The organism is Candidatus Pelagibacter bacterium nBUS_44, from assembly GCF_051200895.1.
GTDB lineage: Bacteria > Pseudomonadota > Alphaproteobacteria > Pelagibacterales > Pelagibacteraceae > Pelagibacter.
In genome coordinates this window covers 818,539-844,505 of record NZ_CP172838.1, presented here as the reverse complement: position 1 = coordinate 844,505, position 25,967 = coordinate 818,539, and the positions used below count along the sequence as shown (strand labels likewise).

Annotated in this window: 31 protein-coding genes; 22 read left to right on the top strand and 9 right to left on the bottom strand. The window is 28.6% G+C overall.

Annotation, left to right across the window (positions count from 1 at the left end; translation table 11 throughout):
* Window positions 1–2 precede the first annotated feature (2 nt).
* From ACIJYB_RS04765 to ACIJYB_RS04725, 9 genes are all read left to right on the top strand, one after another.
* The gene (locus ACIJYB_RS04765) at window positions 3–929 is read left to right on the top strand and encodes an SMP-30/gluconolactonase/LRE family protein (protein ID WP_435150193.1); all 927 of its coding nucleotides are present in this window, start codon (window positions 3–5) and stop codon (window positions 927–929) included.
* The gene (ppc, locus tag ACIJYB_RS04760) at window positions 889–3,576 is read left to right on the top strand and encodes a phosphoenolpyruvate carboxylase (protein ID WP_435150191.1); all 2,688 of its coding nucleotides are present in this window, start codon (window positions 889–891) and stop codon (window positions 3,574–3,576) included. Before ACIJYB_RS04765 ends, ppc begins: the two co-directional genes overlap by 41 nt.
* Complete coding sequence (locus tag ACIJYB_RS04755) at window positions 3,576–4,283, top strand: cytochrome c biogenesis CcdA family protein (RefSeq protein ID WP_435150189.1); 708 nt, start codon at window positions 3,576–3,578, stop codon at window positions 4,281–4,283. Before ppc ends, ACIJYB_RS04755 begins: the two co-directional genes overlap by 1 nt.
* 9 nt (window positions 4,284–4,292) lie before the next feature.
* On the top strand, window positions 4,293–4,874 hold the full coding sequence (locus ACIJYB_RS04750; RefSeq protein WP_435150187.1) for an FMN-dependent NADH-azoreductase: 582 nt from the start codon (window positions 4,293–4,295) through the stop codon (window positions 4,872–4,874).
* Window positions 4,875–4,935: 61 nt separating this feature from the next.
* Window positions 4,936–5,442: a pentapeptide repeat-containing protein gene (locus ACIJYB_RS04745; protein ID WP_435150185.1), complete on the top strand. Its 507-nt coding sequence runs from the start codon at window positions 4,936–4,938 to the stop codon at window positions 5,440–5,442.
* Window positions 5,442–5,735, top strand: coding sequence for a hypothetical protein (locus ACIJYB_RS04740; protein WP_435085085.1), 294 nt, complete (start codon window positions 5,442–5,444; stop codon window positions 5,733–5,735). The genes ACIJYB_RS04745 and ACIJYB_RS04740 overlap by 1 nt, the downstream gene beginning before the upstream one ends.
* A gap of 199 nt (window positions 5,736–5,934) precedes the next feature.
* The gene (locus tag ACIJYB_RS04735) at window positions 5,935–7,377 is read left to right on the top strand and encodes a sodium:solute symporter family transporter (protein ID WP_435150182.1); all 1,443 of its coding nucleotides are present in this window, start codon (window positions 5,935–5,937) and stop codon (window positions 7,375–7,377) included.
* Window positions 7,378–7,484: 107 nt separating this feature from the next.
* Complete coding sequence (locus ACIJYB_RS04730) at window positions 7,485–8,420, top strand: ABC transporter ATP-binding protein (RefSeq protein ID WP_435085081.1); 936 nt, start codon at window positions 7,485–7,487, stop codon at window positions 8,418–8,420.
* On the top strand, window positions 8,410–9,177 hold the full coding sequence (locus ACIJYB_RS04725; protein WP_435150180.1) for an ABC transporter permease: 768 nt from the start codon (window positions 8,410–8,412) through the stop codon (window positions 9,175–9,177). The genes ACIJYB_RS04730 and ACIJYB_RS04725 overlap by 11 nt, the downstream gene beginning before the upstream one ends.
* 142 nt (window positions 9,178–9,319) lie before the next feature.
* On the opposite strand, the gene aceA is transcribed toward ACIJYB_RS04725, so the two are convergent.
* Entirely contained in the window at window positions 9,320–10,594 is a 1,275-nt protein-coding gene (gene aceA, locus ACIJYB_RS04720; protein WP_435150178.1) for an isocitrate lyase, read from the bottom strand.
* 79 nt (window positions 10,595–10,673) lie between these two features.
* On the bottom strand, window positions 10,674–10,835 hold the full coding sequence (locus ACIJYB_RS04715) for a hypothetical protein (RefSeq protein WP_435085075.1): 162 nt from the start codon (window positions 10,833–10,835) through the stop codon (window positions 10,674–10,676).
* Between the two features lie 111 nt (window positions 10,836–10,946).
* Between ACIJYB_RS04715 and ACIJYB_RS04710 the strand changes: the two genes are divergently transcribed.
* The 8 genes from ACIJYB_RS04710 to ACIJYB_RS04675 all read left to right on the top strand — a co-directional run bounded on the left by ACIJYB_RS04710 (window position 10,947) and on the right by ACIJYB_RS04675 (window position 17,267).
* Entirely contained in the window at window positions 10,947–12,380 is a 1,434-nt protein-coding gene (locus tag ACIJYB_RS04710) for a helix-turn-helix domain-containing protein (protein ID WP_435085073.1), read from the top strand.
* Window positions 12,381–12,640: 260 nt separating this feature from the next.
* Window positions 12,641–13,207 (top strand): hypothetical protein, encoded by a 567-nt coding sequence (locus ACIJYB_RS04705; protein ID WP_435150177.1) that lies wholly within the window; start codon window positions 12,641–12,643, stop codon window positions 13,205–13,207.
* A 70-nt stretch (window positions 13,208–13,277) separates the two neighbouring features.
* The gene (locus ACIJYB_RS04700) at window positions 13,278–13,775 is read left to right on the top strand and encodes an SOUL family heme-binding protein (RefSeq protein WP_435085067.1); all 498 of its coding nucleotides are present in this window, start codon (window positions 13,278–13,280) and stop codon (window positions 13,773–13,775) included.
* 18 nt (window positions 13,776–13,793) lie between these two features.
* A complete protein-coding gene (locus tag ACIJYB_RS04695) occupies window positions 13,794–13,976 on the top strand; it encodes a hypothetical protein (RefSeq protein ID WP_435150176.1) in 183 nt (60 codons plus the stop codon).
* Between the two features lie 2 nt (window positions 13,977–13,978).
* On the top strand, window positions 13,979–14,851 hold the full coding sequence (locus ACIJYB_RS04690; RefSeq protein WP_435150175.1) for an MBL fold metallo-hydrolase: 873 nt from the start codon (window positions 13,979–13,981) through the stop codon (window positions 14,849–14,851).
* A 5-nt stretch (window positions 14,852–14,856) separates the two neighbouring features.
* Complete coding sequence (locus ACIJYB_RS04685; RefSeq protein WP_435150173.1) at window positions 14,857–15,402, top strand: tetratricopeptide repeat protein; 546 nt, start codon at window positions 14,857–14,859, stop codon at window positions 15,400–15,402.
* Window positions 15,403–15,416: 14 nt separating this feature from the next.
* Window positions 15,417–16,598 carry an NAD(P)/FAD-dependent oxidoreductase gene (locus tag ACIJYB_RS04680; RefSeq protein WP_435150171.1) on the top strand — a complete coding sequence of 394 codons (1,182 nt, stop codon included), beginning with the start codon at window positions 15,417–15,419 and terminating at the stop codon, window positions 16,596–16,598.
* A gap of 45 nt (window positions 16,599–16,643) precedes the next feature.
* Entirely contained in the window at window positions 16,644–17,267 is a 624-nt protein-coding gene (locus ACIJYB_RS04675; RefSeq protein WP_435150168.1) for an SOS response-associated peptidase, read from the top strand.
* 6 nt (window positions 17,268–17,273) lie between these two features.
* Here ACIJYB_RS04675 and ACIJYB_RS04670 read toward each other — a convergent pair whose 3' ends face one another.
* Together ACIJYB_RS04670 and ACIJYB_RS04665 are read right to left on the bottom strand one after the other, a co-directional pair.
* Window positions 17,274–18,314 carry a permease gene (locus ACIJYB_RS04670; protein WP_435150166.1) on the bottom strand — a complete coding sequence of 347 codons (1,041 nt, stop codon included), beginning with the start codon at window positions 18,312–18,314 and terminating at the stop codon, window positions 17,274–17,276.
* Window positions 18,314–18,616: an ArsR/SmtB family transcription factor gene (locus tag ACIJYB_RS04665; RefSeq protein ID WP_435087436.1), complete on the bottom strand. Its 303-nt coding sequence runs from the start codon at window positions 18,614–18,616 to the stop codon at window positions 18,314–18,316. The genes ACIJYB_RS04670 and ACIJYB_RS04665 overlap by 1 nt, the downstream gene beginning before the upstream one ends.
* A 160-nt stretch (window positions 18,617–18,776) precedes the next feature.
* Here ACIJYB_RS04665 and ACIJYB_RS04660 point away from each other — a divergent pair, with 160 nt between their 5' ends.
* The 4 genes from ACIJYB_RS04660 (at window position 18,777) to ACIJYB_RS04645 (ending at window position 22,220) form a co-directional block, all read left to right on the top strand.
* The gene (locus tag ACIJYB_RS04660; protein WP_435150163.1) at window positions 18,777–19,226 is read left to right on the top strand and encodes a YtoQ family protein; all 450 of its coding nucleotides are present in this window, start codon (window positions 18,777–18,779) and stop codon (window positions 19,224–19,226) included.
* Between the two features lie 5 nt (window positions 19,227–19,231).
* A complete protein-coding gene (rseP, locus tag ACIJYB_RS04655; protein ID WP_435150161.1) occupies window positions 19,232–20,344 on the top strand; it encodes an RIP metalloprotease RseP in 1,113 nt (370 codons plus the stop codon).
* Window positions 20,345–20,501: 157 nt separating this feature from the next.
* Window positions 20,502–20,777 (top strand): HU family DNA-binding protein, encoded by a 276-nt coding sequence (locus ACIJYB_RS04650; protein ID WP_023648697.1) that lies wholly within the window; start codon window positions 20,502–20,504, stop codon window positions 20,775–20,777.
* A gap of 141 nt (window positions 20,778–20,918) precedes the next feature.
* The gene (locus tag ACIJYB_RS04645) at window positions 20,919–22,220 is read left to right on the top strand and encodes an ammonium transporter (protein WP_435150159.1); all 1,302 of its coding nucleotides are present in this window, start codon (window positions 20,919–20,921) and stop codon (window positions 22,218–22,220) included.
* Window positions 22,221–22,271: 51 nt separating this feature from the next.
* On the opposite strand, the gene bcp is transcribed toward ACIJYB_RS04645, so the two are convergent.
* The 3 genes from bcp to ACIJYB_RS04630 are packed head-to-tail and all read right to left on the bottom strand — an operon-like array spanning window position 22,272 to window position 24,488.
* A complete protein-coding gene (gene bcp / locus ACIJYB_RS04640) occupies window positions 22,272–22,739 on the bottom strand; it encodes a thioredoxin-dependent thiol peroxidase (RefSeq protein ID WP_435152533.1) in 468 nt (155 codons plus the stop codon).
* The gene (locus tag ACIJYB_RS04635; protein WP_435150158.1) at window positions 22,727–23,716 is read right to left on the bottom strand and encodes a glycosyltransferase family 9 protein; all 990 of its coding nucleotides are present in this window, start codon (window positions 23,714–23,716) and stop codon (window positions 22,727–22,729) included. Before ACIJYB_RS04635 ends, bcp begins: the two co-directional genes overlap by 13 nt.
* Window positions 23,709–24,488 carry an FkbM family methyltransferase gene (locus ACIJYB_RS04630; protein WP_435150157.1) on the bottom strand — a complete coding sequence of 260 codons (780 nt, stop codon included), beginning with the start codon at window positions 24,486–24,488 and terminating at the stop codon, window positions 23,709–23,711. Before ACIJYB_RS04630 ends, ACIJYB_RS04635 begins: the two co-directional genes overlap by 8 nt.
* Window positions 24,489–24,528: 40 nt before the next feature.
* Here ACIJYB_RS04630 and ACIJYB_RS04625 point away from each other — a divergent pair, with 40 nt between their 5' ends.
* Window positions 24,529–24,912, top strand: coding sequence for a rhodanese-like domain-containing protein (locus ACIJYB_RS04625; RefSeq protein WP_435150155.1), 384 nt, complete (start codon window positions 24,529–24,531; stop codon window positions 24,910–24,912).
* Here ACIJYB_RS04625 and ACIJYB_RS04620 read toward each other — a convergent pair.
* The gene (locus ACIJYB_RS04620) at window positions 24,909–25,487 is read right to left on the bottom strand and encodes a 2-hydroxychromene-2-carboxylate isomerase (protein ID WP_435150154.1); all 579 of its coding nucleotides are present in this window, start codon (window positions 25,485–25,487) and stop codon (window positions 24,909–24,911) included. The two genes, ACIJYB_RS04625 and ACIJYB_RS04620, sit on opposite strands and share 4 nt — an antisense overlap.
* On the bottom strand, window positions 25,480–25,953 hold the full coding sequence (locus tag ACIJYB_RS04615) for an ABA4-like family protein (protein ID WP_435150153.1): 474 nt from the start codon (window positions 25,951–25,953) through the stop codon (window positions 25,480–25,482). Before ACIJYB_RS04615 ends, ACIJYB_RS04620 begins: the two co-directional genes overlap by 8 nt.
* Window positions 25,954–25,967: the final 14 nt, after the last annotated feature.

Below are 25,967 nucleotides of genomic sequence, written 5' to 3'. Positions count from 1 at the left end.
TAATGAATAAAATTGTTACCTCTGAACCTAAAATACTTTGGAAATTAAAGTGTAAATTGGGTGAAGGTACATTGTGGGTTAAAGAACATAATTCAATTTATTTTGTAGATATAAAAAAGAAGAAATTTTTTTCATTAGATATAAAAAAAAATAAAAAAAAAATATTTTCAGTAAATAAAGAAATTGGTTTTTTAGCACACGTCAAAGGATTTATTTTTGTTTTAGGTCTACAGGGCGAGTTGAGAATACAAAATATAAAAACAAAAAAAATAATCAAATCGATTTATATTGAAAAAAATCTTAGATTAAACAGGATTAATGATGGAAAAACAGATCCTGCAGGAAATCTTTGGTTTGGTACAATGGATAATCTTGAGAGAAAGATTGAAAAAGGTTCACTTTATAAATTAGATAAAAAACTGATGATAAATAAAATTGATAGCAATTATAGAATTACAAATGGTCCAGCATTTATTGATCAATCAAATTTTTATCATACAGATAGTTCAAAAAAAACAATCTATAAAATTAAGATTAACAAAAACAACAAGATAACAAATAAAAAAATATTTAAAAAATTTAAAGTATTGGATGGTTCACCAGATGGCATGACTTTAGATAAAAACAAAAATTTATGGGTGGCACATTTTCACGGCGCTAAAATATCAGTACTAAACTCAAAGGCGAAATTAATACATACAATTAATTTGCCAGCCAAAAATATTACAAATTGTACCTTTGGAGGGCAAAAAAACAATCAACTTTTTGTGACAAGTGCCACAAAAGGCTTAAACAAATCTGACTTGCAAAAATTTAAATACTCTGGATGCTTATTTAGTGTAAAAACTAATACTAAAGGAATTTTACAAAAAAAATTTACTTACAAGTATGAAAAAAAGAGATCTTTATTACGAGAGAATACCCACTAAGCTTCTAAGAGAAGACATTCGACACCTGGGAAATATACTTGGAAAAGTTTTAAAAGATCAAGAAGGTGACAAATTTTTTGAGTTGGTAGAAAAAGTAAGAAAACTTTCAAAGGCCAATAAAACTAATTTAAATAATAAGCATTCTTTTAGAAAGATAATTAGGACTATAAAAAATATAAGTCCAAAAAATACATTTAAGCTAACTAGAGCATTTACACATTTTATGAATCTTATAAATTTGGCAGAATCTATAGATGCTTCAAGAAGCTTAAATGAATACGAAAATAATAAAAAAAAAATAAATAAAACTAATCTATTTATAGAAGAAATTTTTGAGGATTTATTTAATAATAAGAAAATCTCTGACAATAAAATTTATAACCATGCTAAAAATCTCAATATTGGCGTAGTGTTAACCGCACACCCAACAGAGGTTAAGAGAAGAACATTAATTCAAAAATATCATAAAATTACAGAAATATTGGAAGAGAGAGATCTTTTAAAAGATTATCCTTCAAAATTAAAAATATTAGATAAAAAACTTTTTGATGAGTTTACAATTATATGGAACACAGATGACTTGAAAAGATTTAAACCATCTCCATTTGATGAGGCTAGATGGGGTTTGGCAATAATTGAAGATAGTTTGTGGGACACAATCCCAAAAGTTTATAGAAGATTAAATTCTATATTTATTCAAAATATGGGCAAAAGTTTGCCAAAAAATTTTAATCCGATTGAATTTGGCTCTTGGATGGGTGGAGATAGAGATGGAAACCCTAATGTTACAGCAAAAGTTACAAAAGAAGTAATTTTACTATCAAGATGGGAGGCTGCAAAACTGTATGAAAAATCTTTAACTAAAATAATTAGTTCTTATTCAATGGAAAAATGTTCAAAAAAAATATTGAAACAAACTGGAAAATCATTTGAACCATATAGAGTATTTTTGAGACCGTTAAGAAACAAAATGCGAGCAACTCATAGAATGATAGAGCAACATTTGGTAAACAAAAAACCTTTAGATCAAAAAAATCTTCTTAAATCTAAAGAAGAAATATTAAAACCCTTAAGAGTAGTAAGACAATCTTTAGAACAAAATAATAACGAAAACTTAGCTAGCGGCGAGTTACTAGATTTAATGAGAAGAACTAAATGTTTTGGAATTAATTTAGCAAAACTAGATATAAGACAAGAGTCATCTAGACATACTCAATTAATTAGTGAATTTGTAAAAAAAAAATACAATAAAGACTATTTAAAATTAGAGGAAAATGAAAAAATTAATTTTTTAAAATCAAGATTAAATTCAAAAAAAAATATCATTAATAAATTTCAATTTAAAAATAAAGAAAATAAAGAAGTTTGGGAAACATTTAATGTGATATCTCAAGAACCATCTGAATGTCTTGGTGCTTATGTAATTTCAATGACATCTTCAGCGTCAGATATATTGTCAGTATCTTTTCTGCAAAAAGAGGCAAAAATTAAAAACAAACTTAGAGTTGTACCTTTATTTGAAACATTGGATGACTTAATTAATGCAAAATCTATTATGGGAAATTTATTTTCATATAAATGGTACAGAAATTTAATTCAAAATAAACAAGAAGTAATGATTGGTTATTCCGACTCTAGTAAAGATGCTGGAAAAATTTGTGCCAGTTGGCATCAATATAAAGCGCAAGAAGAAATTGTTAAATTAGCAAAAAAACACAAAATAGAGGTTGTCTTTTTTCATGGTAGAGGTGGTTCTGCAGGCAGAGGGGGAGGACCTATCCAAGCAACATTAAGATCTTTACCTCCAAATTCAGTTAATGGAAAAATAAGAATTACTGACCAAGGTGAAGTTATCCAACAAAAATATGGTTATGAGCCATTAGCGAAATATAATTTATGTAGTTATATTGGAGCTGTATCTGAAGCATCATTAAATCCACCACCTCAACCAAAAAAATCCTGGAGAACATTAATTGAAAAAATGTCAGAGATTTCAAAAAGTTCTTACAGAAAAAATATTAACCAAAACTCTGATTTTATTAAATATTTTAAAACAGTAACCCCACATGTTTCATTGGGTAAACTTTCAATAGGATCCAGACCGTCAAAAAGAAAAAATGTTGATAATATTAAAAGTCTAAGAGCTATACCTTGGATTTTTGCATGGACACAAATTAGATTAATGTTACCTGCATGGCTTGGAAGTGCTGAAGCGTTAAGATACGCAAATATAAAAGATTTTAGAAAAATATTATATGATATGGAGAGAAATTGGCCTTTTTTCAATTCAATGCTTGATATTTTGGATATGGTAATTTCAAAAGTTGATACAGATATTTCAAAAATTTATGAAGAATTTCTTGCGGATGAAAAATTGAAAAGAGTTGGAAAAAGATTAAGATTTCAATTTGAAGTTATAAAAAAACTAAATAAAGAAATAACACCAAAAGAAATTATTAAAGCAAGAAAACAATTTAGGACATCTGTTTTGATTAGAAATATTTACGCAGAAGTGCTAAATATAATTCAACCTATTGTAATTAAAAAAATAAAAACCAATAAAAATAATTTGAATAAAAAATATTTAAATGATGCATTATTAACATCTATTGCTGGTATCTCTGCTGCAATGAAAAATACAGGCTAATGATTGAATTATTAATTGCTTTTGGTGCAGGCCTTATAAGTTTTTTATCTCCTTGCGTATTGCCACTGATACCAGGTTATGTTTCTTTTATTTCCGGACAATCATTGCAAGACATCTTAAAATTAGAAAAAATAAATATTTTACCGATTATTTTATTCTGTTTTGGATTTTCTACTGTTTTTATAATTTTGGGTGCATCTGCATCATACTTAGGTCAAACCTTATTACAGAATTCCGAAACTTTAAGAGTGATTGCAGGAGTTGTAATAATAGTTTTTTCACTTCAATTAATTGGTCTTATTAACATTAGTTATTTAAATTTTGAAAAAAGAATTGAAGCAAAAAAATCACAAAATATTTTATTTCCATATGTAATTGGGTTAGCTTTTGGATTTGGTTGGACACCATGTATAGGTCCAATTTTAGGTTCCATTTTAGCTTTAGCATCTATTGAAGAAACTTTATCTAAAGCAATTATGTTGCTTGTTTTTTATTCTTTGGGTTTAGCGATACCTTTTACATTAGCAGGTTATTTAATACAAAAATTTTTAGTTTTTTCAAAAAATTTTAAAAAAAATATAAATTTAATTTCAAAAATAGGTGGATTTACTCTTTTGATCACAGGTGTTTTAATTTTAACAAACCAATTACAGACAATTGGTTTTTATTTAATTAAAATTTTTCCATTTATGCAAAATTTCGGTTAAAAGTAATTAATGAAAATTTATCAAATAGACTCAAGTGCTAGAAAAGAAGGCTCTACTTCTCGTGCATTAGCAAAAAAATTATTAGATAAAATAAAAAAACCAGGTGACGAGGTAATTTACAGAGACTTAGATGATGAAATGCTTTTCGTGAGTGGCTTAACAGAGTCTGGAATGAAAATTGAAGAAAAAGATCAAACTGAGGAACATAAAAAAATGTTTGAGCTATCTGATAAATTAGTAAGTGAACTTAAAGAAAGTGATATTATCATTATATCTGCTCCTATTTATAATTATGGACCACCAGCAACACTTAAGGCTTGGGCAGATTTAGCTGCTAGAATAGGTGAAACTTTTAGATTCAAACCCAATGGTAGGAGAGAAGGTTTATTAAGAAATAAGAGAGCTTATTTAGTGATTACATCTGGTGGAACTAAACTAAATAGCAGTGAAGATTTTTTAACTCCTTGGCTGAAATTTATATTAAATTTTTTTGGTATTGAAAAAGTTGATGTAGTAAGTGCTGATCAAATGGCACTTGATTATGAAAAGTCAATAAAAGATGCTGAAGAACAAATTCACAATTTAACGTAATAAATAGACACATTTACTTTCTATTATTTGTCTAATTTATTAGAATTTGTTAACATTATTTATGAAAAAAATGCTTTTCATAATCATAAGTTTATTTTTTTTTACAAATAGTTATGCAGGATGTGATGATCCTTTAACTGATGGTGTTGATTATTCAAATTGTAGGTTTTCAGAGTCTCAAGATCTTCAGGGAAGTTATCTTCCTAATTCAAATCTATCATTTGCTAGTTTTATACAAGTAAATTTTGATAAGAGTATAATGATGAATTCTAATTTATCATTCGGTACTTTTCCTGACTCTACATTTGTAAGAGCCAATCTTTATGAGACAGTTTCAATAGGAGCAAATTTTGAAAAGACTAATTTTACTAGTTCTAATTTGACAAGAGTTGATTTTATGGGATCTACTTTAATTGAGGCAAATTTTCAAAATGCTAATTTAATGGAAGCAAATCTTACATCATCTAATATTACTAATGCTAATTTTGATGGAGCTAATTTGATTGGAGCAACATGGACCAATGGCGAAACTTGTGGCCCAAACTCTATTGGTGTATGTAATAAATAATGAACACTGCTATTAAAACTGATGATGTTATATTCAATTTTTTTAAACAAATTTGTGATGAAAAAGATGATCAAAAATGTGTAGAATTAGGTAAGGAATGGATAAAAGCCATGGAGACAAATTTATCAAGTATGGAAAAAAATCTTAATGGTGCTGACAAATTAAAACATCAAGATGATATAAAAAGTAACAGAGATCATTTAAATAATCTTAAAACGAAAAGCTCTTCTGAATGGAGAGCATATGCCACTCAGTGTATGATAGAAATAATGAATCATAAAAGCCAGCAATAATGAGCAATCAAGAAAAAGTTTTTATTATTATTTGTTGTTCTTTAATTATTTACACATTTTACTATTTAATTGAGAAACATCTTCTCTAAATAAAACTATCAATTGCTATTTAAATATAATAATAATTCTCTAAAGGGGTGTCTTAACAGACTGAGATTAAACCCTAAGAACCTGTCCGGTAATTCAGAAAGGGAGAACAATGGATAAAACACACTTTATAAGTCAATCAACATCGTTAGCGTTAGTAATAATTATAAGCTTAATATTTACATCATTAGGTCTTTATCATTCAAAAAAATTTAAGGGTACAAGCAATTACCTGACTGCTAATAGAAATATTGGTTTTTTTTCACTTACTACAAGTTTGGTTGCATCAGCATTAGGAGCTTGGATTTTATTTGGTCCAGCTGCAGCAGCCACATGGGGTGGAATAGGAGCTGTAATTGGATATGCATTAGGAACAGCTTTTCCAATGATTTTTTTAATTTATTTAGGAAAAAAAATTAGAAGTGAGTTTCCAAAAGGATCATCATTAATTGAATTTATGAGAAAAAAATTTGGCAAAAGTTTATTTAAACTAATTTTACTTATGACTATATTTTATATGTTTATATTTTTGTGTGCTGAAGTTACAGCGGTTGCAGTTTTAATCAATTATATATCTGGAACTGAACTATGGATTACAGCATTAATTGTGTTATTAGCAACGTTAACATATACGTTATATGGTGGCTTAAGAGCTTCAATTTTTACTGATAATATTCAAATGATTGTAATTAGTATTCTTTTACTAGTTTCTGTTTCATATATATTGACCTATGCTGGAAGTGAGTTTTCAATTGAATATGTAAAACAAAAAAATCCTCAATTATTAAGTGGTTCTTATATTCCAAGTTACACTGCTGGTTTGACTTTTTTTATAGCAGTAGCTGCAACTAATTTGTTTCACCAGGGAAATTGGCAAAGAGTTTATGCGGCAAAAGACTACAAAACTCTGAAAAAGAGTTTATGGGTTTCTTTTTTTATAATAATTCCAATAGTTTTCTTTATGGGTTTTACTGGCATGGTGTCTTTTTCAATAGACTCTAGTCAAAGACCAGATTTAGGTTTTTTTACATTATTATTAAAAGAACAATCCGAAACATTGTCTTTATTGATAATTGTACTTGGATTAGCATTAACAATTTCAACAGTTGACACTTTAGTTAATGGAATTTCAAGCCTTTTTGTTGTTGATGGAAAAGCAACATTTAATTTTGATAAAAAAACAGATTATTTAAAATTATCAAAATATTTTATTATTATCATATCTTTGATTGTATTTTTTATAGCTTCAAAAGGTTTTGATATTTTGTATTTATTTTTGTTAGCTGATTTATTTTGTTGTGCATTTGTTTACACAGTATTTTATAGTTTTTATAACAAAGATATTAATGAAAAAACTGCCTATATTTCAATCATTGTAGGATTGATTGGTGGCTTTTTATTATTTCCATTCCCAGATTTTTCAAAAAGTTTGCTTGTGGGAACATTAGTTTCTAAAGAATTGTTTACACCATTTGTGTTGCAATCTTTATTATTTTTGTCTTTTGTAATAGCAACTTTTCTTCCAGCTATAATTCTTAAAATTAAAAAATATTAATTGTAAAAAATTAGGTTAAGAGACCATTATTTGTGGTCTCTAAACACATACCACTTATATAAATTATTGTATTTAGATAAATAATATCTATATATCTATCCATTCACATGTCTGACAGCCAAATAATCATCAATGATCTTTCAAAGGTTTATGTTAATGGATTTACCGCTCTTAAAAGTGTAAATCTGAATATAAAAAAAGGAGAGATTTTTGCTATGCTTGGACCAAACGGTGCAGGCAAAACAACTTTAATTAGTATAATTTGTGGCATTGTAAAACCATCTTCAGGAATAGTCACTGTTGATGGATTTGATATTATAGATGATTATAGAGAAACAAGATCTAGAATTGGTTTAGTTCCTCAAGAACTAACATTAGAACAGTTTGAAACAGTTTTTAACAATGTTTCATATTCAAGAGGACTGTATGGAAAAAAACCCAATCCTCAACATATAGAAAAAATTTTAAAACAACTTAGTCTTTGGGATAAAAAAGATCAAAGATTAAGACAGTTATCTGGGGGAATGAAGCGTAGAGTTTTGATTGCTAAAGCTCTATCTCACGAACCCACAATTTTATTTTTAGATGAGCCTACTGCAGGAGTAGACGTTGAGTTAAGACAGGATATGTGGAAAATTGTTGAAGATTTAAGAAAAACAGGTGTAACAATTATTTTAACTACTCACTATATAGAAGAAGCCGAAGCGATCGCAGATAGAGTAGGTGTTATAAATCAAGGCGAAATTATACTTGTAGAAGAAACAAAAGAACTATTAAAAAAAATGGGACATAAAAAACTAACTGTAGAGCTTCAAGACAAAATTTCTAAAATTCCAGATAGTTTAGATAAATACAAATTAGTTTTAGGTAATACCAAAATGTCAATTGATTATACATACAATGTTCAAGCAGAACAAACTGGAATTACTAATTTATTACAAGACATTAAAGATGCAGGATTAAAATTAAAAGATTTAAAAACAGAACAAAGCACTTTGGAAAAAATATTTGTTAGTTTAGTTAAGGAAAATAATGAAATTTAATTACTTTGCATTTAAAGCAATTTATCTTCATGAAATGGATAGGTTTAAAAGAACTTTGATGCAATCATTACTTTCACCAGTTTTGTCCACCTCTTTATATTTCATTGTATTTGGATCAGTTATCGGTGGTTATGTTGAAAAAATAGATGGTATTAGTTATGGATCATACATAGTACCTGGTTTATTAATGTTAACATTGTTAACTCAATCAATTACCAATACTTCATTTGGGATATTTTTTCCTAAATTTAATGGAACTATTTATGAAATTTTAGCAGCACCAATTTCAACTTTAGAAATAGTTCTTGCATTTGTGGGGGCGGGAGCCACTAAAACATTAATTGTTGGGGTGGTAATTTTTATTACTGCAAATTTTTTTGTTGAAGTTGATGTAAAATACCCACTTTTAGTAGTTTTTTTATTAATGCTTGTTGCTTTTACATTTGCATTATTTGGGTTTTTGATAGGTTTAATGAGTTCTAATTTTGAACAAATGTCTATCATTCCAACATTAATTATTACACCAATGGTATTTTTGGGAGGAAGTTTATATTCATTAGATATGCTGCCACCATTTTGGCAAACAATAACTTACTTCAATCCAGTAGTTTATTTAATCAATGGTTTAAGATTTGCTTTTTATGGCGTCTCAGATTTTAACATTTGGATTAGCATTAGCTCAATGGTGATATTTTTATTCATCTGCATTGGAGTAGTTTCTGTTTTGTTAAAAAAAGGTTATAATATAAAAGCTTAACTATTGGTGATTTTCTGATTTGTTTTCCAAAATCATAGTTTTATTGCTCGTTTTTTTTCCAAAACAATCTCAATAATTATTTACAAATAAAAAATAGCCCTGTTAAGGGCTACTAAAAAAATTTGAGGGAATCAATTTTTATTTAAAATTGTTCAGACTCTGTTGAGCCTGACATTGCGGTAGTAGAACTTTTACCGCTACTAATTGTATTAGATACCGAGTCAAAGTATGAAGTTCCAACTTCTCTTTGGTGTTTAACACTAGTATAGCCATCTTTTTCTCTTGAAAACTCTTGTTGTTGAATTCTAGAGTAAGCCGTCATACCTTCTTTTTTATATTTTTCTGCTAGTTCAAAAATTGCAATATTTTGCGTATGAAAACCAGCTAGAGTAATAAATTGAAACTTATATCCCATTTCAGAAATTTCTTTTTGAAATGAAGCAATCTCATCATCACTTAAATGTTTTTTCCAATTAAATGATGGAGAACAATTGTATGCCAATAATTTTCCAGGAAATTTTTCATGAATTGCATCAGCAAATTTTTTAGCTTCTTTTATATTTGGTGTAGCAGTTTCACACCATATCAAGTCAGAATATGGAGCATAAGCGAGACCTCTAGAAATAGCCTGATCAATTCCTTGTTTAACATAAAAGAAACCTTCAGGAGATCTCTCACCTGTTAAAAAAGGCTTATCATTTTCATCATGGTCGTTTGTAATTAATTTTGCAGCATTTGCATCAGTTCTAGCTAAAATAATAAGAGGAACATTAGCTATGTCAGCAGCTAATCTTGCAGCTTTTAAATTTTTAATCATAGTTCCAGTTGGAACTAAAACTTTACCACCCATGTGACCACATTTTTTTTCACTAGCTAACTGATCTTCAAAATGTACTCCTGCAGCACCTGCTTTAATAAATTTTTTTGCTAGTTCAAATACATTTAAAGGTCCACCAAAACCCGCTTCTCCATCAGCAATAATTGGCAACATATAATCAACTTTATTTTCATCTTTCATATCACCATCTTTGAGTTCCATATGTTGAATTTGATCTGCTCTAACTAATGCATTATTCATTGAGTCAACTAATTTCGGAGCACTATCATATGGATATAGAGATTGATCAGGATACATTTCTCCTGCACTATTTGCATCTGCTGCTACTTGCCATCCACTTAAATAAATTGCTTTTAAACCTGCTTTAGCATGCTGCACTGCATGATTACCAGATAATGATCCTAATGTATTAACATAAGATTCTGTATTTAATAACTTCCATAATTTTTGTGATTGCATTTTGCACATTGAGTATTCAATTTTAATTGAACCTCTTAATCTCTCAACATCATCTTCAGTGTAGTCTCGTTTAATACCAGCAAATCTTTTTAAGTCGTATGAGATATTTTCTGCACTCATTATTATTTATCCTATGATGTTAATTGTTTGAAATTGAATTGAATAGAATGGAGTTGTTATTATTTCTTAAAGACTTAATTTAACTGTTATCGTCTAAAGATTTAATAAGATCACTCATTCCACTTGAACCCCAATCACAATGATCATCTCTCATATAGATACCTCTACTGTTGTGCTGATCTAAATCCTCTTTTTTGATGATTTGAGCTTCATTTTCAGTGTTATTTAATTTTTTGTTCATGTAAATTTTATAATTTACACAGTTTACAAAATCTACAAAAAACGTAAAAAGGCTTGTAAATCAAAGAAAATAATTGTAAAAATAAATTTACAAAATTTACAAATAGAAAATATGAGTCAATTAGATTTAAAAATAGGCCCTAAAATCAAAGCTTTTAGAAGGCAGCTAGGTCTTCAAGCTAACAAATTAGCTGAGGAATTGAGCATTTCTCCAAGTTATTTAAATTTAATTGAGAGCGGAAAAAGAAAAATTGATGGCGACCTTTTACTAAAAGTCTGCGAAAAACTTAATATAGAACTATCACACCTAACGTCAAAAACAGATATCAATCTTCAAAATACTATTTCAGAAATTCTAGATGATAGTTTGTTTGAAGATTTGGATATACTAGGACCTGAAGTTAAAGATTTAGTTAGTACTAATCCCAAAATTGGAAAAGCTATTGTAAGACTTGGGGATATTTTAAAAAAAAAAGATCATGAACTAATACATAAAATTGAAAAAATTTCAGGGAAGATAGTTGATAATAGAAAAAATTCTTTTCCAGGAGAAGTTATCTCAGATTTTTTGCAACAACATAAAAATTACTTTCCTAAACTTGAAGATTTTGCAAATAAAGTTTTTGAAAAAATTCAAAAAAATAATAGAACAAGATATATTGCGCTTTGTGAATATTTAAATTCAGAATATTCAATAAAAGTCAAAGATGTAATACCTGATGAAAATAAACCATTTTCAAAGATATATAATAAAAATAAAAAAGAACTTTTATTAAGTGACTATAGTTCTTTAGAAACAAAAAAACTTCATGCTGCTGCACAAATTGCGCAAGAAGGAGCCAGTAAAGAAATAGACAAATATTTAGTTGAGTTTAGTTTTCCCTCTGAAGAATCAAAAAAATTAACCAAGGTAGCTTTATTGAATTATTGTGCGGCTGCAATATTAATGCCATACAAACTTTTTCATACTGAGTGTAAAAAACTTAAATATGATTTAGAATTATTGCAAAATACTTTTGCAACTTCTTTTGAACAAGTTGCTCATAGAGTTACCTGTCTTCAAGATCCAAAACTTCCAGGTATACCTTTTCATTTTTTAAGAGTGGATATGGCAGGTAATATTTCAAAAAGATTTTCATTATCAGGTATAGAAATACCAAGATATGGTGGTGCGTGTCCAAGATGGAATGTTTATTCAGCATTAACTAGACCTGGTGTTATACAAGCAGCAGTTAGTAAAATGACTAATGGTGAAAAATATGTTTGTATTGCTAGAACGGTTGAAAAGGGGATAGGAAGATTTGGTCAAGCAAAAAGTATATTATCTATTGGTCTTGGGTGTGAAGCTAAATACGCAAAAGACTTTGTCTATACTGAAAATGTTAATATCAATGACAAATCAACAGAAATTCCTATTGGTGTTTCATGTAGAACTTGCGATAGATTAGATTGTTCTCAAAGAGCTTTCCCACCATTACATAAAAAGTTTGATATCGATATTAATACTAGAGGTGTTTCAGTTTATGTTACTGATGAAAACTCTTAAATTATGGAATAGGAATTAGTTGAAAATGAAGATGTTTTTACTCTTAAAAATCAAAATACTACAATAGGTTTTGTTCGATTTAACGAACGTGAAGAAGTTAAATACATATTTGTTAATCCATTATTCTGAAGAAAAAAGACAGAAAAAAGGCTTGTCTTTCAACCACTAATAAGTCCATTGGGTGAAAAATTACTTATTTCAATTAAAGATTTTAATTAGCCACATATATTTAATCTAAATTTTTTGGTAAAATTTAAACAATGATCCTAACTCTTAAAGATAAATTTAGACCACGTATTAAAGCTCGAATTAGAAAGAACAAACAAATTTTAAATAAAAATGTTAAGAATTTGTTTGAATGGGTAAAAGGTGCTGAGTTAGTTGAATTAAAAGAATGCAATACAACTGAAGACCCAGTAAGGCCTGAGCTAGATAATGATTTTAGAACTGGTTATGGTCGAAAAATTTATGGTGTTAAGTATAAAGGAGAAATACATGCAGTTATGTGTTTTGCTTACACAAATAAAATACCAACAAGTGTCGAAGAACTTGAAAAATTAAGCACAGATGCTTTTTTACAAAGCGCTATGAGAGATCAAAATATTGGACAAATCGCAATTGCTTATACTGTTTGGTCTAAAAAAAAAGGCGGTGGCAAGCTTATAGTTAAAGAGGTATTTAAGAAAATTAAGAAATCCAATCACCTAAACAGATTAGTTACTTTGTCTCCACTTACTGAAATGGCGACAAAGTTTCATTCAAGAAATGGTGCAAAACTTTTACAAGTCAATAAAACAACACAAAATTTTGAATATAAAGTTATCTAAATTTATGAAAAATTTAAAACTCTTTGCTCTATTATTTTGTTTTTTTAATATTTTGTCTTATTCTAATATTATGGCATACGAAGAATCAAATTATGAAATTATTAAGAAGAATGAAGTCTTTGAAATAAGAAAATACTCTGACCGTTTGGCTGTAGAAACAGTTGAGCACAATCAAAATAGTGGGTTTAGAAAATTATTTAATTATATTTCAGGTAATAATAAAACTAATGAAGAAATAAAAATGACCACACCAGTCACACGAGTAGAAAAAAATGGAAATATGACAATGCAATTTTATTTACCATTAAAATTTGATGAAAATAACGTGCCCGACCCAACTGGTGATGACGTTAAGGTTGTTAATATAGAGGGTGGTTATTATGCAAGCATCATTTATTCTGGAAGATCAACAGATAAAAATTTTATAAAACATAAAAATATTTTAGAAAAAGAATTGTTAAATAATAATATATCAATTATAAGCCCTCCCATAAGAGCAACCTACAACAGTCCCTTTACACTTCCAATGCTTAGAAGAAATGAAGCGATGTTTAAGATTGTTTTTTAATTAAATCAAAAATATTTTATGTTCAAAATCTTAAGTTTTTTAATTTTAATATTCATCTTTAATTGTGTATCAATAGCAATGGAAAAAAAACCGTATCATCATTTGCCTGACGGCACATTTAGAAATCCAGAAGGATCACCAAAAAGAAGTGAAAATTTCAAATGGTCATTTAAAATCTACAATCAAGAAAAAAAAAATTAGACATGACTGTTCCAAAGGAACACGTTGTTAGTAAAGAAAAGGTATTATCTGATTTAGAAAAATTTAAAAATGATGATTATATTGCTTGGATAGGTCATGCGACATTCATAATTAAACTGGGTGATACTACAATTATTACAGATCCTGTTTTTTCTAAAAATGCTGGACCTCTTATATTTGGTCCAAAAAGATTTGTGGAACCAGCATTAAATCTTAGAGAAATACCAAAAATTGATTTGTTTTTGCTTACCCATAATCATTATGATCATCAAGACATGATGACTATTAGAAGATTTCCTTACAAAAAAGCAAAAGTTATGTTGCCATTAAAACTTGGAAAATATTTTACAAGAAATGGTTATAGGGATGTAAATGAAATGGATTGGTATGAAGAAATAAAAGTTAATGAAAAACTAAAAATCACATTTTTACCTGCAGTTCACTGGTCTAAAAGAAGCCTAACAGATACAAATAAATCTTTATGGGGTAACTTTTTAATTGAATATGATGGTAAGAAGATACTGTTTGCTTGTGATACTGGTATTGGGGATATCTATAAAGACTTAGGAAATAAATATGGACCAATAGATATTTCGTTTATTAACATTGGTGCATATAATTTTTATCCAATGATGCCAACTAAAGACAAATCCACTTTTCATACGAACCCTGAAGAAGCTCTAAGCATTGGAAGAGATTTAAAAAGTAAAAAAGTAATAGGGATGCATTGGGGTACTTTTGTTCTTTCTCTTGAGCCAATAATGGAGCCATTAACAAGATTTAAAGATAATGCTGAGAAGTATGGTTTTAATAAAGATGACGCAGTATTATTTAAGATAGGTCAAATAAGTAAATTAAATGATATCATAGAATAGAATCTATGAAAAAAATTGTTACAACAATTGTAATATTTTTCTTAAGCTCAGTTTCATTTGCTGACGATCAGGAAAGAGAACTTGATAAGTTATTTTTAGAATTAAAAAAAAATATTCCCTCAAAATCTTCTAATATTGAACAACAAATTTGGCTTCTCTGGAGCACTCATCCATCTGATGAAAAATTAACATCAATGCTTGATGAAGGTTCAAGATTAGTTCAAGATCAAAAATTACTCAGGGCCATTTCTGTTTTTACTGAAGCTATAGAGCTTGACCCATCATGGGCAGAAGCATGGAATAAGAGAGCTACAGTTTTATATATGATAGGTGAGTTTCAAAAATCTCAAAATGATATAGACAAAGCACTCGAGCTAGAGAAAAGACATTTTGGAGCGTTAGCAGGACAAGGATTGGTTAATATTCAACTACAAAACTATGAAAAAGCGATTAAGAGCTATCAAATGGCCGAAGAGATTTATCCTGCAATGAAATCTCCTAAATTAATGATTAAACAAATAGAAGAATTGATAAAAAAACAATCTATCTAATATTAATAATTTTTATGTCAAAAAAATTTGATGTCATCATAATAGGTGCAGGTGCAGCAGGTATGATGAGTGCTATTGAAGCTGGAAAACGTGGTCGTAAAGTTTTACTCGTTGATCATTATAAAAAAATTGGTGAAAAGATTAGAATTTCAGGTGGGGGTAGATGTAATTTTACTAATATAAACACAAATCCCAATAAGTTTCTTTCTCAAAACCCAAAATATGTGAGATCAGCATTAAGTCAATATACTCAAAATGATTTTATCAATTTAATGAATAAGTATGAAATTAAATTTCATGAAAAAAAATTAGGACAATTATTTTGTGATCACAGTGCTCAACAAATTGTTGAGATGTTACTTAAAGAATGTGAGTTAGCAAACGTGACTATTTTAAAAGAATTTATTATAAAAAATGTTGATAATGATAATGATCAGTATCTTGTATCAACTGAAACAGATAAATATTCATCAGAGTCTTTAATTATTGCAACAGGTGGATTGTCTGTTCCAAAAATAGGCGCCACTTCATTTGGTTATGAAATTGCTAAAAAATTTGATCACGATGTAATTGAAACCATACCTGCATTAGTACCCCTTACGTTTAATGAAAAGATATTAGAAATGTGTAAGGAATTAACGGGACTTTCTGTTGAAGCTATAGTCTCTTTTAACAAAGTTTTATTTCAAGAAGGAATGTTGTTCACCCATAGAGGTTTAAGTGGCCCTTCAATATTACAAATTTCATCATATTGGAAACAAGGGGATAATATTAAAGTTAATCTTTCACCAAAATTAAATGTTTACCAATTATTAGAGGAAAAAAGAAAATTAAATCCAAAACTTGATATTTTAAATATTGTAAGTGAAATTTTGCCAAAAAGATTAGCTCAAATAATTTGTAATGAAAATAAAGTAAGTGGAAATATTTCTGAATTATCAAACAAAATATTAAAGCAGATAAGTGAGAATATAAATTCTTGGCTAATCAATCCAACAGGATCAGAAGGATACAAAACTGCCGAAGTAACTTTAGGTGGAGTTAATACTAAAGAATTATCTTCAAAAACAATGATGTCTAACAAACATAAGAATTTATTTTTTATTGGTGAAGTAGTTGATGTAACGGGACATTTAGGTGGATATAATTTTCAATGGGCTTGGTCTTCTGGTTATGTTTCGGGCCAATATGCATAAAACCATCGTATCGACTTAATCCATTCTATTTGCTAAAATATTAAAATGTGTGGAAGATATGTTGTAAAAAATCCGGTTACCAAAACTGGCAAGCTAGTTAAATCTGCAATTCAAGTAGAAGATACTGAAAATTATAACGCACACCCATATCAAAAGCTTCCAGTTATTAAAAAATATAAAAATGGAAATACTTTAGAAGCGCTTAAATGGGGTTTAATACCTAGTTGGGCTAAAGATAAAGATTTCAAAGCATTAATTAATGCAAGATTAGAGACTATTGATGAGAAAGTTTCATTTAAAAAACTAATTAAAAACAATAGATGTGTTGCAGTTGCTGATGGTTTTTATGAATGGAAAAGAGAAGAAAATGAGAAAACACCTCATTATTTTACAAGAAAAGATAGTAAACCAATATTTTTTGCAGGAATTTTTGAAGAAGATCAATTTTGTTTAATTACAGAAGAAGCAAAAGAAAACATCACTGAAATACATCACCGTCAACCTGTGATTATTAATCAAACAGATATTAATCGATATTTGAATTTAGAATTACAAGGTTCAGCATTTTTAAAGGAATGTAATAAACCTGATCTTATTTTTCATGAAGTTTCAAAAGATGTAAACAAACCTACGAATAACAGCACATCATTAATTCAAAAAATAGATTAATTTCGTTTAAAAATTAACATAAAATTGAAAAGCTATTCCACATAAAATAGCTCCTCCAAAACCGAAAGTTAAGTAAGCGATAAATGTAGAGCGGTTCACCAGAGACCAAACAGCTGTCATTGCTGGAATAGAACTGATTGCTCCACCAACTAGAAAAGCCATAGCACCACCAGCACTCAATCCTTGTTCAATTAATCCTGACACAATAGCTGGTGCTGCATAAGAATTTAAGTAAGCAGGTACACCAGCAAAAGCTCCTATAACAATAGATGACAATCCATCTCCTGACAAAAAACTTCCAATTATTTGAGCAGACATAAATTGAACCATTAATGCTTCAATTAAATAAGCAAGCGATAACCATTTTAATAAAAATAATCCATTCGTTATAAATTCATCTCTAAAAATTTTAGTTCTTTCTGAATTATTCCAAAATTTTAAGACAAGCTCTTGATTAAAAGGATCTTTAGTATCACAGCATGAGCCACTACTAGATCTATTTTGATCTTTTAATGGGCTCGTAAACATCCCAAGTTTTGCTAAAAAATAAATTCCAAAGCCACCAATTAAACCAATAGTTAGTGCTGAAATTGTTTTTGCTATTGCATAATCCCAACCAAGAGCACTTGCTGTGATCAACAGAGCAGGAGGATCAATTAAAGGTGAAGATAACCAAAAAGCCATCACAGCAGATAGTGGAACTCCTAAAGCTAGCATACTTGCTATAAATGGTATTACTTCACATGAACAAAATGGAGCAAAACCACCAACTAATGTTGCGATAAAAATTGTTCTAACTTCTTTTCCTTTAAATGCTTTTGAAACTAAACTTTCGGCACCAGTTGCTTTTAAATATGCAACCAAGCTAATAGCAAATAAAATAAAAGGAATAGTTCCCATTAAAGCCTTTAAGGCAAAAATTAAAATAGAATTAAAATTATTAGACTCAAATATGAAAATTAATAAGGGGATTAAAAAAACAAGTGTCCAAACATTATTAATTTTAAGGTTAAAATTATTAATATTTCTTAAAAAGGCTGCTTTCATTATTTTCTTTTATTTTCATTTACACAGCATTCTTTTAAAAGATAATCAGCTAAAGATTGAATATGATTAATTTGAGCAAAGTTTAAAATGGATCTACCTTTTTTTACTTGTTTAATTAAATTTGCTTTTTTTAAATAATCGAGATGGTGAGCTAGTGTTGATAATGGTATATTAAGGAGATCTTGTATTTCACCAATTGATAAGCCTTTTGAACCTATTTTAACTAATTCTAGAAGAACACTTAACCTATGTTTTGAGCCTACTGCATTAAATCCTTCTGCTGCTCTATCAGTATCTAACATAGTTATATAACTAGTTATATAGTTATTAATAGTATGCTGTCAATGATTAAGTAAAAGAATAGGAATGTAATTACAATTAACTGTGTGGTTATATACAGTTAAAGTTAAGTTTAATATTTGATATATCATTTTGTATAATAATAATAATTAGGAGATCTTAATGTTAAAAGTTTATTTAGCTGGTGAAATACATAGTGATTGGCGAAATGAAATTGTTGAACTTTGTAAAAAAGAAAAACTAGGTATTGAGTTTACATCTCCTATTACTGATCATGAAACTTCCGACAATTGTGGTGTCGAAATTTTAGGAGCTGAAGAGAAAAATTTTTGGAAAGATAGAAAGGGTGCCAATATCAATTCAATTAGAACTAAAAAGTCTATTAAAGACAGTGATGTGGTTGTTGTTAAATTTGGTGAAAAATACAAGCAATGGAATGCAGCTTTTGATGCGGGATATGCATCTGCATTAAATAAATCAATTATTGTTATACAAAATGAAGATCATCAACATGCTTTAAAAGAAATAGATGCTGCAGCCTCAGCTGTTGCCTCAGATCAACTGCAAGTAGTTAGAATATTGAAATATGTTTTAGAAGGTTCATTGAAATAAAAATTATGCTTACTTATATTATTCCATTTATTGTCTTGATTTTGGTTGTGGTATTTATCCACGAGTATGGTCATTATTATTTTGCAAGAAAATATGGGGTAGGTGTTACAGATTTTTCTATTGGATTTGGTAAAGAAATATTTGGTTGGAATGATAAATCAGGCACCCGATGGAAGATTTGCTGGATTCCACTAGGAGGATACGTTAAATTTTTTGGAGATCGAAATGTTTTTTCGCAAGCTGATCATGAAAAAATTTTAAAACAATATAACAAAGAAGATCAGGAAAAACTTTTTGTAATAAAACCATTATATCAACGAGCTTTAATTGTATTTGGCGGCCCACTTGCTAATTTTTTATTAGCAATTGCAATCTTTTTTTCAATTTATACTTTTGTTGGAAAAGATTTTACACCAGCTGTTATTAATGAAGTCCAAAAAGATAGTCCTGCAATGATTGGTGGACTTAAAAATAATGATATTATTTTAGAAATTGATGGCAATAAAGTTGAAAGTATTATGGATGTATCAAAGTTTATTACCACTTCAACAGGAGATGTTATTGATTTTAAAGTTGAAAGATCTAATCAAGAGTACTTACTTAAGATTAAACCAAACATAGTTTTAAGTGATGATAATCTGGGTAATAAAATTAATAAAAGGATGGTTGGTATTAAACTTGGTGCTTACAATAATGAAATTAACCATGTTAAATTAGGACCAGCCCAAGCATTAATTCATTCGGTTAAAGAAGTGTATTTCGTTAGTGCTTCTTCTCTTAAATATATTGGCACGATGTTAAGAGGATCGGGTGATAGTTCCCAATTAGGAGGCCCTATTAGAATTGCTAAAATAACTGGCCAAGTCGCAGAAATTGGTATTTTACCTTTTATTTCTATAATGGCCTACATTTCAATAAGCCTTGGTTTAATCAACTTATTTCCTATACCAATGTTAGATGGTGGACACCTAATGTTTTATGCATTTGAGAAAGTTTTAGGACGCCCTTTATCTCAAAAAGTACAAGAAGGTTTTTTTCGAATCGGGATGTTTTTGTTGCTATCATTGATGTTTTTTACAACGTTTAATGATCTAAAAGACCTGGGTTTGTTCAGTTAAATATAGGTTTATTAACATTAAAAAAGTAAGTAAAATCAATACTTATTTAATAAATTACAATATATTGTATCCTACAAAATTTGAGACACTAAAAAAAAGCTTGATTTATCAATGTTTATAAGAAATATGAATATTAACCAACACAACCGGAGCTAAAATGAACAAAAAACAACTAATGGCACAGCTTTCTGGCTCATTAAACTTGAGCAAAGCAGATGCTGAAAGAACATTTGATACAATTACCAACACTATTTTAGATGCACTAAAAGGTGATGATTCAGTGAAAATAGCTGGATTTGGTACTTATAAAGTAGCTAAGAGAAAAGCTAGAGTTGGAAGAAACCCGAGAACAGGTGAGCAAATTCAAATCGCTGCTTCTCAAAAAGTAAAATTCTTACCAGCAAAAGCTTTAAAAGAAGTATTCAATAAATAATTATTTTTTTTAACAGCCCTGACGTTTTCAAAACACGTTTAGGGCTGTTACTATATGCAAAAACTGCATACCAAATTTTCCTAATCAGCGTTAGTTTTTAAAATTCATCAATCTATAAGTTTTCCTATAACGGGAGGTCTTATGACAAAAATTATTAAACTAATATCAACACCATTGCTCTCATTACTAATGTTAATGAGTTTAATCAGTGTAGGAAATGCTGAAACAACAGTATCAGCAGAAGTAGGGTTTATCTTTAATACTCTATTATTTTTAATTTGCGGTTTCCTTGTCATGTTCATGGCAGCAGGTTTTGCAATGCTGGAGTCTGGCATGGTAACTTCAAAAAGTGTTTCTGTAATTTGTGCAAAAAACATTGGTCTTTATGCAATATCAGGAATTATGTTTTGGCTTGTTGGTTACAACTTGGCATATGCTATTCCAGAGGGTGGATATATAGGAAATTTTGTACCTTGGTCTGATGCGAGCGCATTAGAAACGGGTTATTCTGATGGTTCTGACTGGTTTTTTCAAATGGTATTTTGTGCAACAACAGTTTCAATTTGTTCAGGTGCTATGGCTGAAAGAGTAAAGCTATGGCCATTCTTTTTATTTGCAGCTATTTTAGCTGGAGTAATTTATCCAATCGTAATGGGCTGGCAGTGGGGTGGAGGCTGGTTAGCTGAAATAGGTTTTTCTGACTTTGCTGGATCAACGTTAGTTCACTCAACTGGTGGTGCAGCTGCACTTGCTGGTATAATGATACTTGGACCAAGATATGGTAGATTTACAAAAGCAGGTGTGCCAACACCAATTAAACCTTTTGCAGCCTCATCAATACCTTTAGTTACTATTGGAGTTTTTGTTCTTTGGTTAGGTTGGTTTGGATTTAATGGAGGATCACAGTTAGCTCTTGGATCATTTGCTGATGCTGTTTCAATTTCTACAATCTTTATTAATACGAATTTAGCAGCTTGTGGTGGTGTCTTAGCAGCGGCAGTAGTTACTAGATTAATGTTTGGTAAAACTGACGTAGTTCAAATGTTGAATGGTGCAATAGGTGGATTAGTTGCAATAACAGCAGAACCATTAGCTCCATCACCTTTAACTGCAATTTTAATTGGTGCTGTTGGTGGTGTCATTGTTGTGTTTGGAACAAAATTGTTATTTAGTTATAAACTTGATGATGTTGTTGGAGCAATACCAGCTCATTTACTTTCAGGTATATGGGGAACATTAGCCGTACCATTAACAAACTCAGATGCTACGTTTAGTGCACAGTTAATTGGAGTGATTTCAATTAATATATTTGTCTTTATTGTTTCATTTATTGTCTGGTCGGCACTTAACTCTTTGGTTGGCATTACTTTAAGTAAAGAGGCTCAATCAAAAGGAACTGACGTTACTGAAACAGGTGTAATAGCTTACGCAATTAGAGACTAAAAACTTTTCTCTCTATAACGTTAAAGGTCCCTTAGAAATAAGGGGCCTTTTTTATTTTTTTGTAATTTCTTTTAAGGTTTCTAAAACTTTTTTTGCGTGATCTTTAACTTTAACATTCTCCCAGATTTTTATAATTTTGCCGTGCTTATCAATTAAAAATGTAGTTCTTATAATTCCCATAAACTCTCGCCCCATAAATTTTTTTTTACCCCACACTTTATATTTCTTAAGAACTTTCAATTCTTCATCAGCCAATAAGTTAAATTTTATCTTATATTTATCTCTAAATTTATCGTGACTTTTCAAACTATCTTTTGAAATACCATAAACTTCACATTCTAATTTTTTGAATTTAGAAAGCAGTTTATTAAAATCATTTGTCTCAATGGTGCAGCCTGGGGTGTCATCTTTTGGATAGAAATACAAAACTACAAACTTTCCAATTGAATCTTTTAAATTATATTTAACTTTACTAGTTGAAGGCAAAGTAAAATTTGAAGCTTTCATTATCTTAAATATTCTAATATTTTTGTAAAAACTCTTTCAACGTTTAGTTTTTTCATTCCACTTCTTTCTCTACATCTAATATTATCATAATTTTCAGGTGTAATAATATTTATCTTACTAAATTTTAATTCGTCAACAGGATCATTAGCTATTAAACCAAAAGATGGAATTTTTAAAGCAGCTGCTAAATTTAATGGACCAGAATTATTTCCAACAAAAAAACTTGAATTTTTTAGAGCTAATATAATTCCACCCAAATCTTTTTTTGAACAGTTAATAAAATAATTTTTTTTTGATTTTTTTATTATATTGTCTGCCAAATAAGATTTGTCTGGACCACATATTAGATAAATATAATCAAATATTTTTTTTTGATAAAGCTTATCTGCCAATTGAATAAAATAATCTTCATACCACATTTTGTAATCTTCAAAAGAGTCAATACCAAAAGAAATTTTTTTACCTTGAATTATTAGATCGGAGTGATCTTTTTCATATCTTTTGGGATCAACTTCAATCTCTGGATAAATTGAGTTTAAGTTTATAGAGTTAATTGATAAAAGTTTTTGAGATTGTTCCGAATAACTCATTTTCCAATCTTCATTAGTTAAAAATTTATTAACAGTAAGCCATTTTTTTTGATTACCAATACCAGGTCCTATTATATTTTTTACACCACTTAATCTTGCTGCTATTGCTGGTTTGTTAACTTTGTCTAAAATGTAGACATGTGTGTACTTATTAGTAAAAAAAATACTTATAAGTTTAAATACATCTATCCAATAATAAACACCTTTTCTAAAATCATTATAATTTATCAAATTAATGTGGGCGATATCTTTAAAAATATTTTTAGTTTGCGTTTTTTTTCTTACAATTAAATCTACCTTTTGATCATGATGATCACTAATTGCTTTAATGTATGGAAGTTGCCATATCAAGTCACCAAGTTTATGATGGGTATAAACAATACAAATTTTTTTAGTCATTAAACCTTATCTTTATATCCTCTCTTCTTTTTAAATTTTTAAAATCCAACCCCATAATAGGATATTTTTGAGTAGATTTTTGCCTTTTAACAGAAAATTTTTTTGAATTTAATAAAGTTACTTCAATTACATTTGGGTTATTGAATTTATCAACACCTCCATAATTATTTCCATGTAAATGTATAATTTTAAATTTTGAATTAAATAAAAATTTTTTTATCTTACTTATATTTTTTGAAATATTGTGAAATTCCATTATCAAAAGATTAATTTTCTTTTGCTCTTTATTGATAGTGTTCAATATTTTATACTCATCTCCTTCAATATCAATTTTGAGAATAACATTTGTTTCTTTATCTAAAATCTCTTTTAAGGATATCTCATTTTTGTTTTTCTTTTTTAAAACTACTTTTTTAGATATATGGGTATTTTTATTTTTGAAAAAAAATTTGTAATTAATATATTTAAAAACATCTAAAATTTTATTTATAGAAATTTTTTTAAGTATAATGAGCGCTAAAAAATCTTTTTTAAATCTCATTTTCCAAAATTTTTTATTTACTGTATGGTCATAAGCAATAACTTTGCTTTTTGAGTTTAATTTTAAATAATGTTTTTCGAATTCCCAATCATCATTTAACCCGCAAGTAATAACAGTTCTAGATTTTTTGATTACTCTTTGGTCAATTATATAGCCTCCGTCTTTTCTGGGACCAACTCTTAACAAGTTCTGTTTATTTGATTTAAAGGGTTTAAGATTATTTGGAAGCACTACTATATATTTTTTGATAAGATTATTATATATTAATATTATGAATATAAAATCTTCAAGTCAATTAGTTGCAGAGGCATTAAAAGAGATCAAAACAATTAGTACAAATGAAGCGTTTCAAATTGTTGAAAGTAACAATTGTAATTTAATTGATATTAGAGATATTCGTGAACTTGAAAAAGAGGGAAGAGTTGAAAGCTCACATCATATCCCTCGAGGTATGTTGGAATTTTGGTTAGATCCAAACAGCCCTTATTTTAAAGAAGGTAAATTAGATCAGAATAAAGAGATGGTTTTATTTTGTGCCGGAGGTATGAGGTCTGCTTTAGCTGCAAAATCTTTAAAAGAAATGGGATTTGAAAAAGTATCACATATTGATGGTGGCTTTGGTGCCATCAAGCAAAGCAAATTTAAAATAGTTTAATAACTATTTAGTTCATCAATGGCATATTCAAGTCTGTCTTGTCCCCAAAAAATTTTATTATTTACAATAAAAGTAGGAGCACCAAATACTTCCTTTTTAAAAGCATCATTAGTAAATTTTTTTAATTCATCTTTAATAGTCTGATTTTTGATCCCATCAGCAAATTGTTCTTGATTAATTTCTAATTTTTTTAGCAATTTTGAAAACTCCCCTTCATTAGACAAGTCTAAATTGTCATCCCAATATGCTTTAAAAAAAGTATTTATATAATTTTCTTGTTTATCTTTATCTACATATAAATAGCCCCTCATTACATTAAGAGAATTAATTGGAAACTTTAAATTCCATGTGAAATCTATTTGATTTTTTTTTGACACTAATTCACAATCGTTTTGCATATTTTTCATTTTGTATTTATTAAACGCGGGTGCAGTTATTTCAGCTAGATTATGAAGACCTCCAAGCAAGATGGGTTTATAGATAAATTTAATATCTTTAATTTTTTGGATTTTTTTATGTGCGATGTATGCGTAAGGGCTGATTATATCAAAATAAAAATCTATATGACTACTCATATAAATTCATTCTTTTTGCATAGAAAATTCTAATAATCCAATAAATGAACAATCCAATTGGTCCAATTAGATAAGTAATGATTATAGGAACGGCTAATAAGATTTTGTTAATATTAAATTTTTGAGCATCTTTTACAATCCAACCACCTAAGAATAAATTTATTGCAACAAAGTGTGTCCAGAAGATCATTAAATATAAATGATCCTCAAACAACCTGGATAGTTCATCTAATCCAAGGTAAAGAGTAAAATTACCAATAAAATCATAATTAAGTTGATATGATTTATATAAAGCAAAAATATAAGCCCCACTTAAAATAAAAATTGGAAAAATTGATGCTACGAAATATCTACATAGATGTGATTTAGGAAAAAATATTAATATGAACCAGAATGGCAATACACCTAAATTGACCCACATATAAAGCGTTTCAATAGTAAAATAAGTATAAATTTGTTCGATCATTTAAATATATTATA

Excerpts from the sequence above, each read along its gene's own strand:
- ACIJYB_RS04765 (WP_435150193.1), top strand. The coding sequence starts at position 3 with ATGAATAAAATTGTTACCTCTGAACCTAAAATACTTTGGAAATTAAAG.
- ppc (WP_435150191.1), top strand. The coding sequence starts at position 889 with ATGAAAAAAAGAGATCTTTATTACGAGAGAATACCCACTAAGCTTCTA.
- ACIJYB_RS04755 (WP_435150189.1), top strand. The coding sequence starts at position 3,576 with ATGATTGAATTATTAATTGCTTTTGGTGCAGGCCTTATAAGTTTTTTA.
- ACIJYB_RS04750 (WP_435150187.1), top strand. The coding sequence starts at position 4,293 with ATGAAAATTTATCAAATAGACTCAAGTGCTAGAAAAGAAGGCTCTACT.
- ACIJYB_RS04745 (WP_435150185.1), top strand. The coding sequence starts at position 4,936 with ATGAAAAAAATGCTTTTCATAATCATAAGTTTATTTTTTTTTACAAAT.
- ACIJYB_RS04740 (WP_435085085.1), top strand. The coding sequence starts at position 5,442 with ATGAACACTGCTATTAAAACTGATGATGTTATATTCAATTTTTTTAAA.
- ACIJYB_RS04735 (WP_435150182.1), top strand. The coding sequence starts at position 5,935 with ATGGATAAAACACACTTTATAAGTCAATCAACATCGTTAGCGTTAGTA.
- ACIJYB_RS04730 (WP_435085081.1), top strand. The coding sequence starts at position 7,485 with ATGTCTGACAGCCAAATAATCATCAATGATCTTTCAAAGGTTTATGTT.
- ACIJYB_RS04725 (WP_435150180.1), top strand. The coding sequence starts at position 8,410 with ATGAAATTTAATTACTTTGCATTTAAAGCAATTTATCTTCATGAAATG.
- aceA (WP_435150178.1), bottom strand. The coding sequence starts at position 10,594 with ATGAGTGCAGAAAATATCTCATACGACTTAAAAAGATTTGCTGGTATT.
- ACIJYB_RS04715 (WP_435085075.1), bottom strand. The coding sequence starts at position 10,835 with ATGAACAAAAAATTAAATAACACTGAAAATGAAGCTCAAATCATCAAA.
- ACIJYB_RS04710 (WP_435085073.1), top strand. The coding sequence starts at position 10,947 with ATGAGTCAATTAGATTTAAAAATAGGCCCTAAAATCAAAGCTTTTAGA.
- ACIJYB_RS04705 (WP_435150177.1), top strand. The coding sequence starts at position 12,641 with ATGATCCTAACTCTTAAAGATAAATTTAGACCACGTATTAAAGCTCGA.
- ACIJYB_RS04700 (WP_435085067.1), top strand. The coding sequence starts at position 13,278 with ATGGCATACGAAGAATCAAATTATGAAATTATTAAGAAGAATGAAGTC.
- ACIJYB_RS04695 (WP_435150176.1), top strand. The coding sequence starts at position 13,794 with ATGTTCAAAATCTTAAGTTTTTTAATTTTAATATTCATCTTTAATTGT.
- ACIJYB_RS04690 (WP_435150175.1), top strand. The coding sequence starts at position 13,979 with ATGACTGTTCCAAAGGAACACGTTGTTAGTAAAGAAAAGGTATTATCT.
- ACIJYB_RS04685 (WP_435150173.1), top strand. The coding sequence starts at position 14,857 with ATGAAAAAAATTGTTACAACAATTGTAATATTTTTCTTAAGCTCAGTT.
- ACIJYB_RS04680 (WP_435150171.1), top strand. The coding sequence starts at position 15,417 with ATGTCAAAAAAATTTGATGTCATCATAATAGGTGCAGGTGCAGCAGGT.
- ACIJYB_RS04675 (WP_435150168.1), top strand. The coding sequence starts at position 16,644 with ATGTGTGGAAGATATGTTGTAAAAAATCCGGTTACCAAAACTGGCAAG.
- ACIJYB_RS04670 (WP_435150166.1), bottom strand. The coding sequence starts at position 18,314 with ATGAAAGCAGCCTTTTTAAGAAATATTAATAATTTTAACCTTAAAATT.
- ACIJYB_RS04665 (WP_435087436.1), bottom strand. The coding sequence starts at position 18,616 with ATGTTAGATACTGATAGAGCAGCAGAAGGATTTAATGCAGTAGGCTCA.
- ACIJYB_RS04660 (WP_435150163.1), top strand. The coding sequence starts at position 18,777 with ATGTTAAAAGTTTATTTAGCTGGTGAAATACATAGTGATTGGCGAAAT.
- rseP (WP_435150161.1), top strand. The coding sequence starts at position 19,232 with ATGCTTACTTATATTATTCCATTTATTGTCTTGATTTTGGTTGTGGTA.
- ACIJYB_RS04650 (WP_023648697.1), top strand. The coding sequence starts at position 20,502 with ATGAACAAAAAACAACTAATGGCACAGCTTTCTGGCTCATTAAACTTG.
- ACIJYB_RS04645 (WP_435150159.1), top strand. The coding sequence starts at position 20,919 with ATGACAAAAATTATTAAACTAATATCAACACCATTGCTCTCATTACTA.
- ACIJYB_RS04635 (WP_435150158.1), bottom strand. The coding sequence starts at position 23,716 with ATGACTAAAAAAATTTGTATTGTTTATACCCATCATAAACTTGGTGAC.
- ACIJYB_RS04625 (WP_435150155.1), top strand. The coding sequence starts at position 24,529 with ATGAATATAAAATCTTCAAGTCAATTAGTTGCAGAGGCATTAAAAGAG.
- ACIJYB_RS04620 (WP_435150154.1), bottom strand. The coding sequence starts at position 25,487 with ATGAGTAGTCATATAGATTTTTATTTTGATATAATCAGCCCTTACGCA.
- ACIJYB_RS04615 (WP_435150153.1), bottom strand. The coding sequence starts at position 25,953 with ATGATCGAACAAATTTATACTTATTTTACTATTGAAACGCTTTATATG.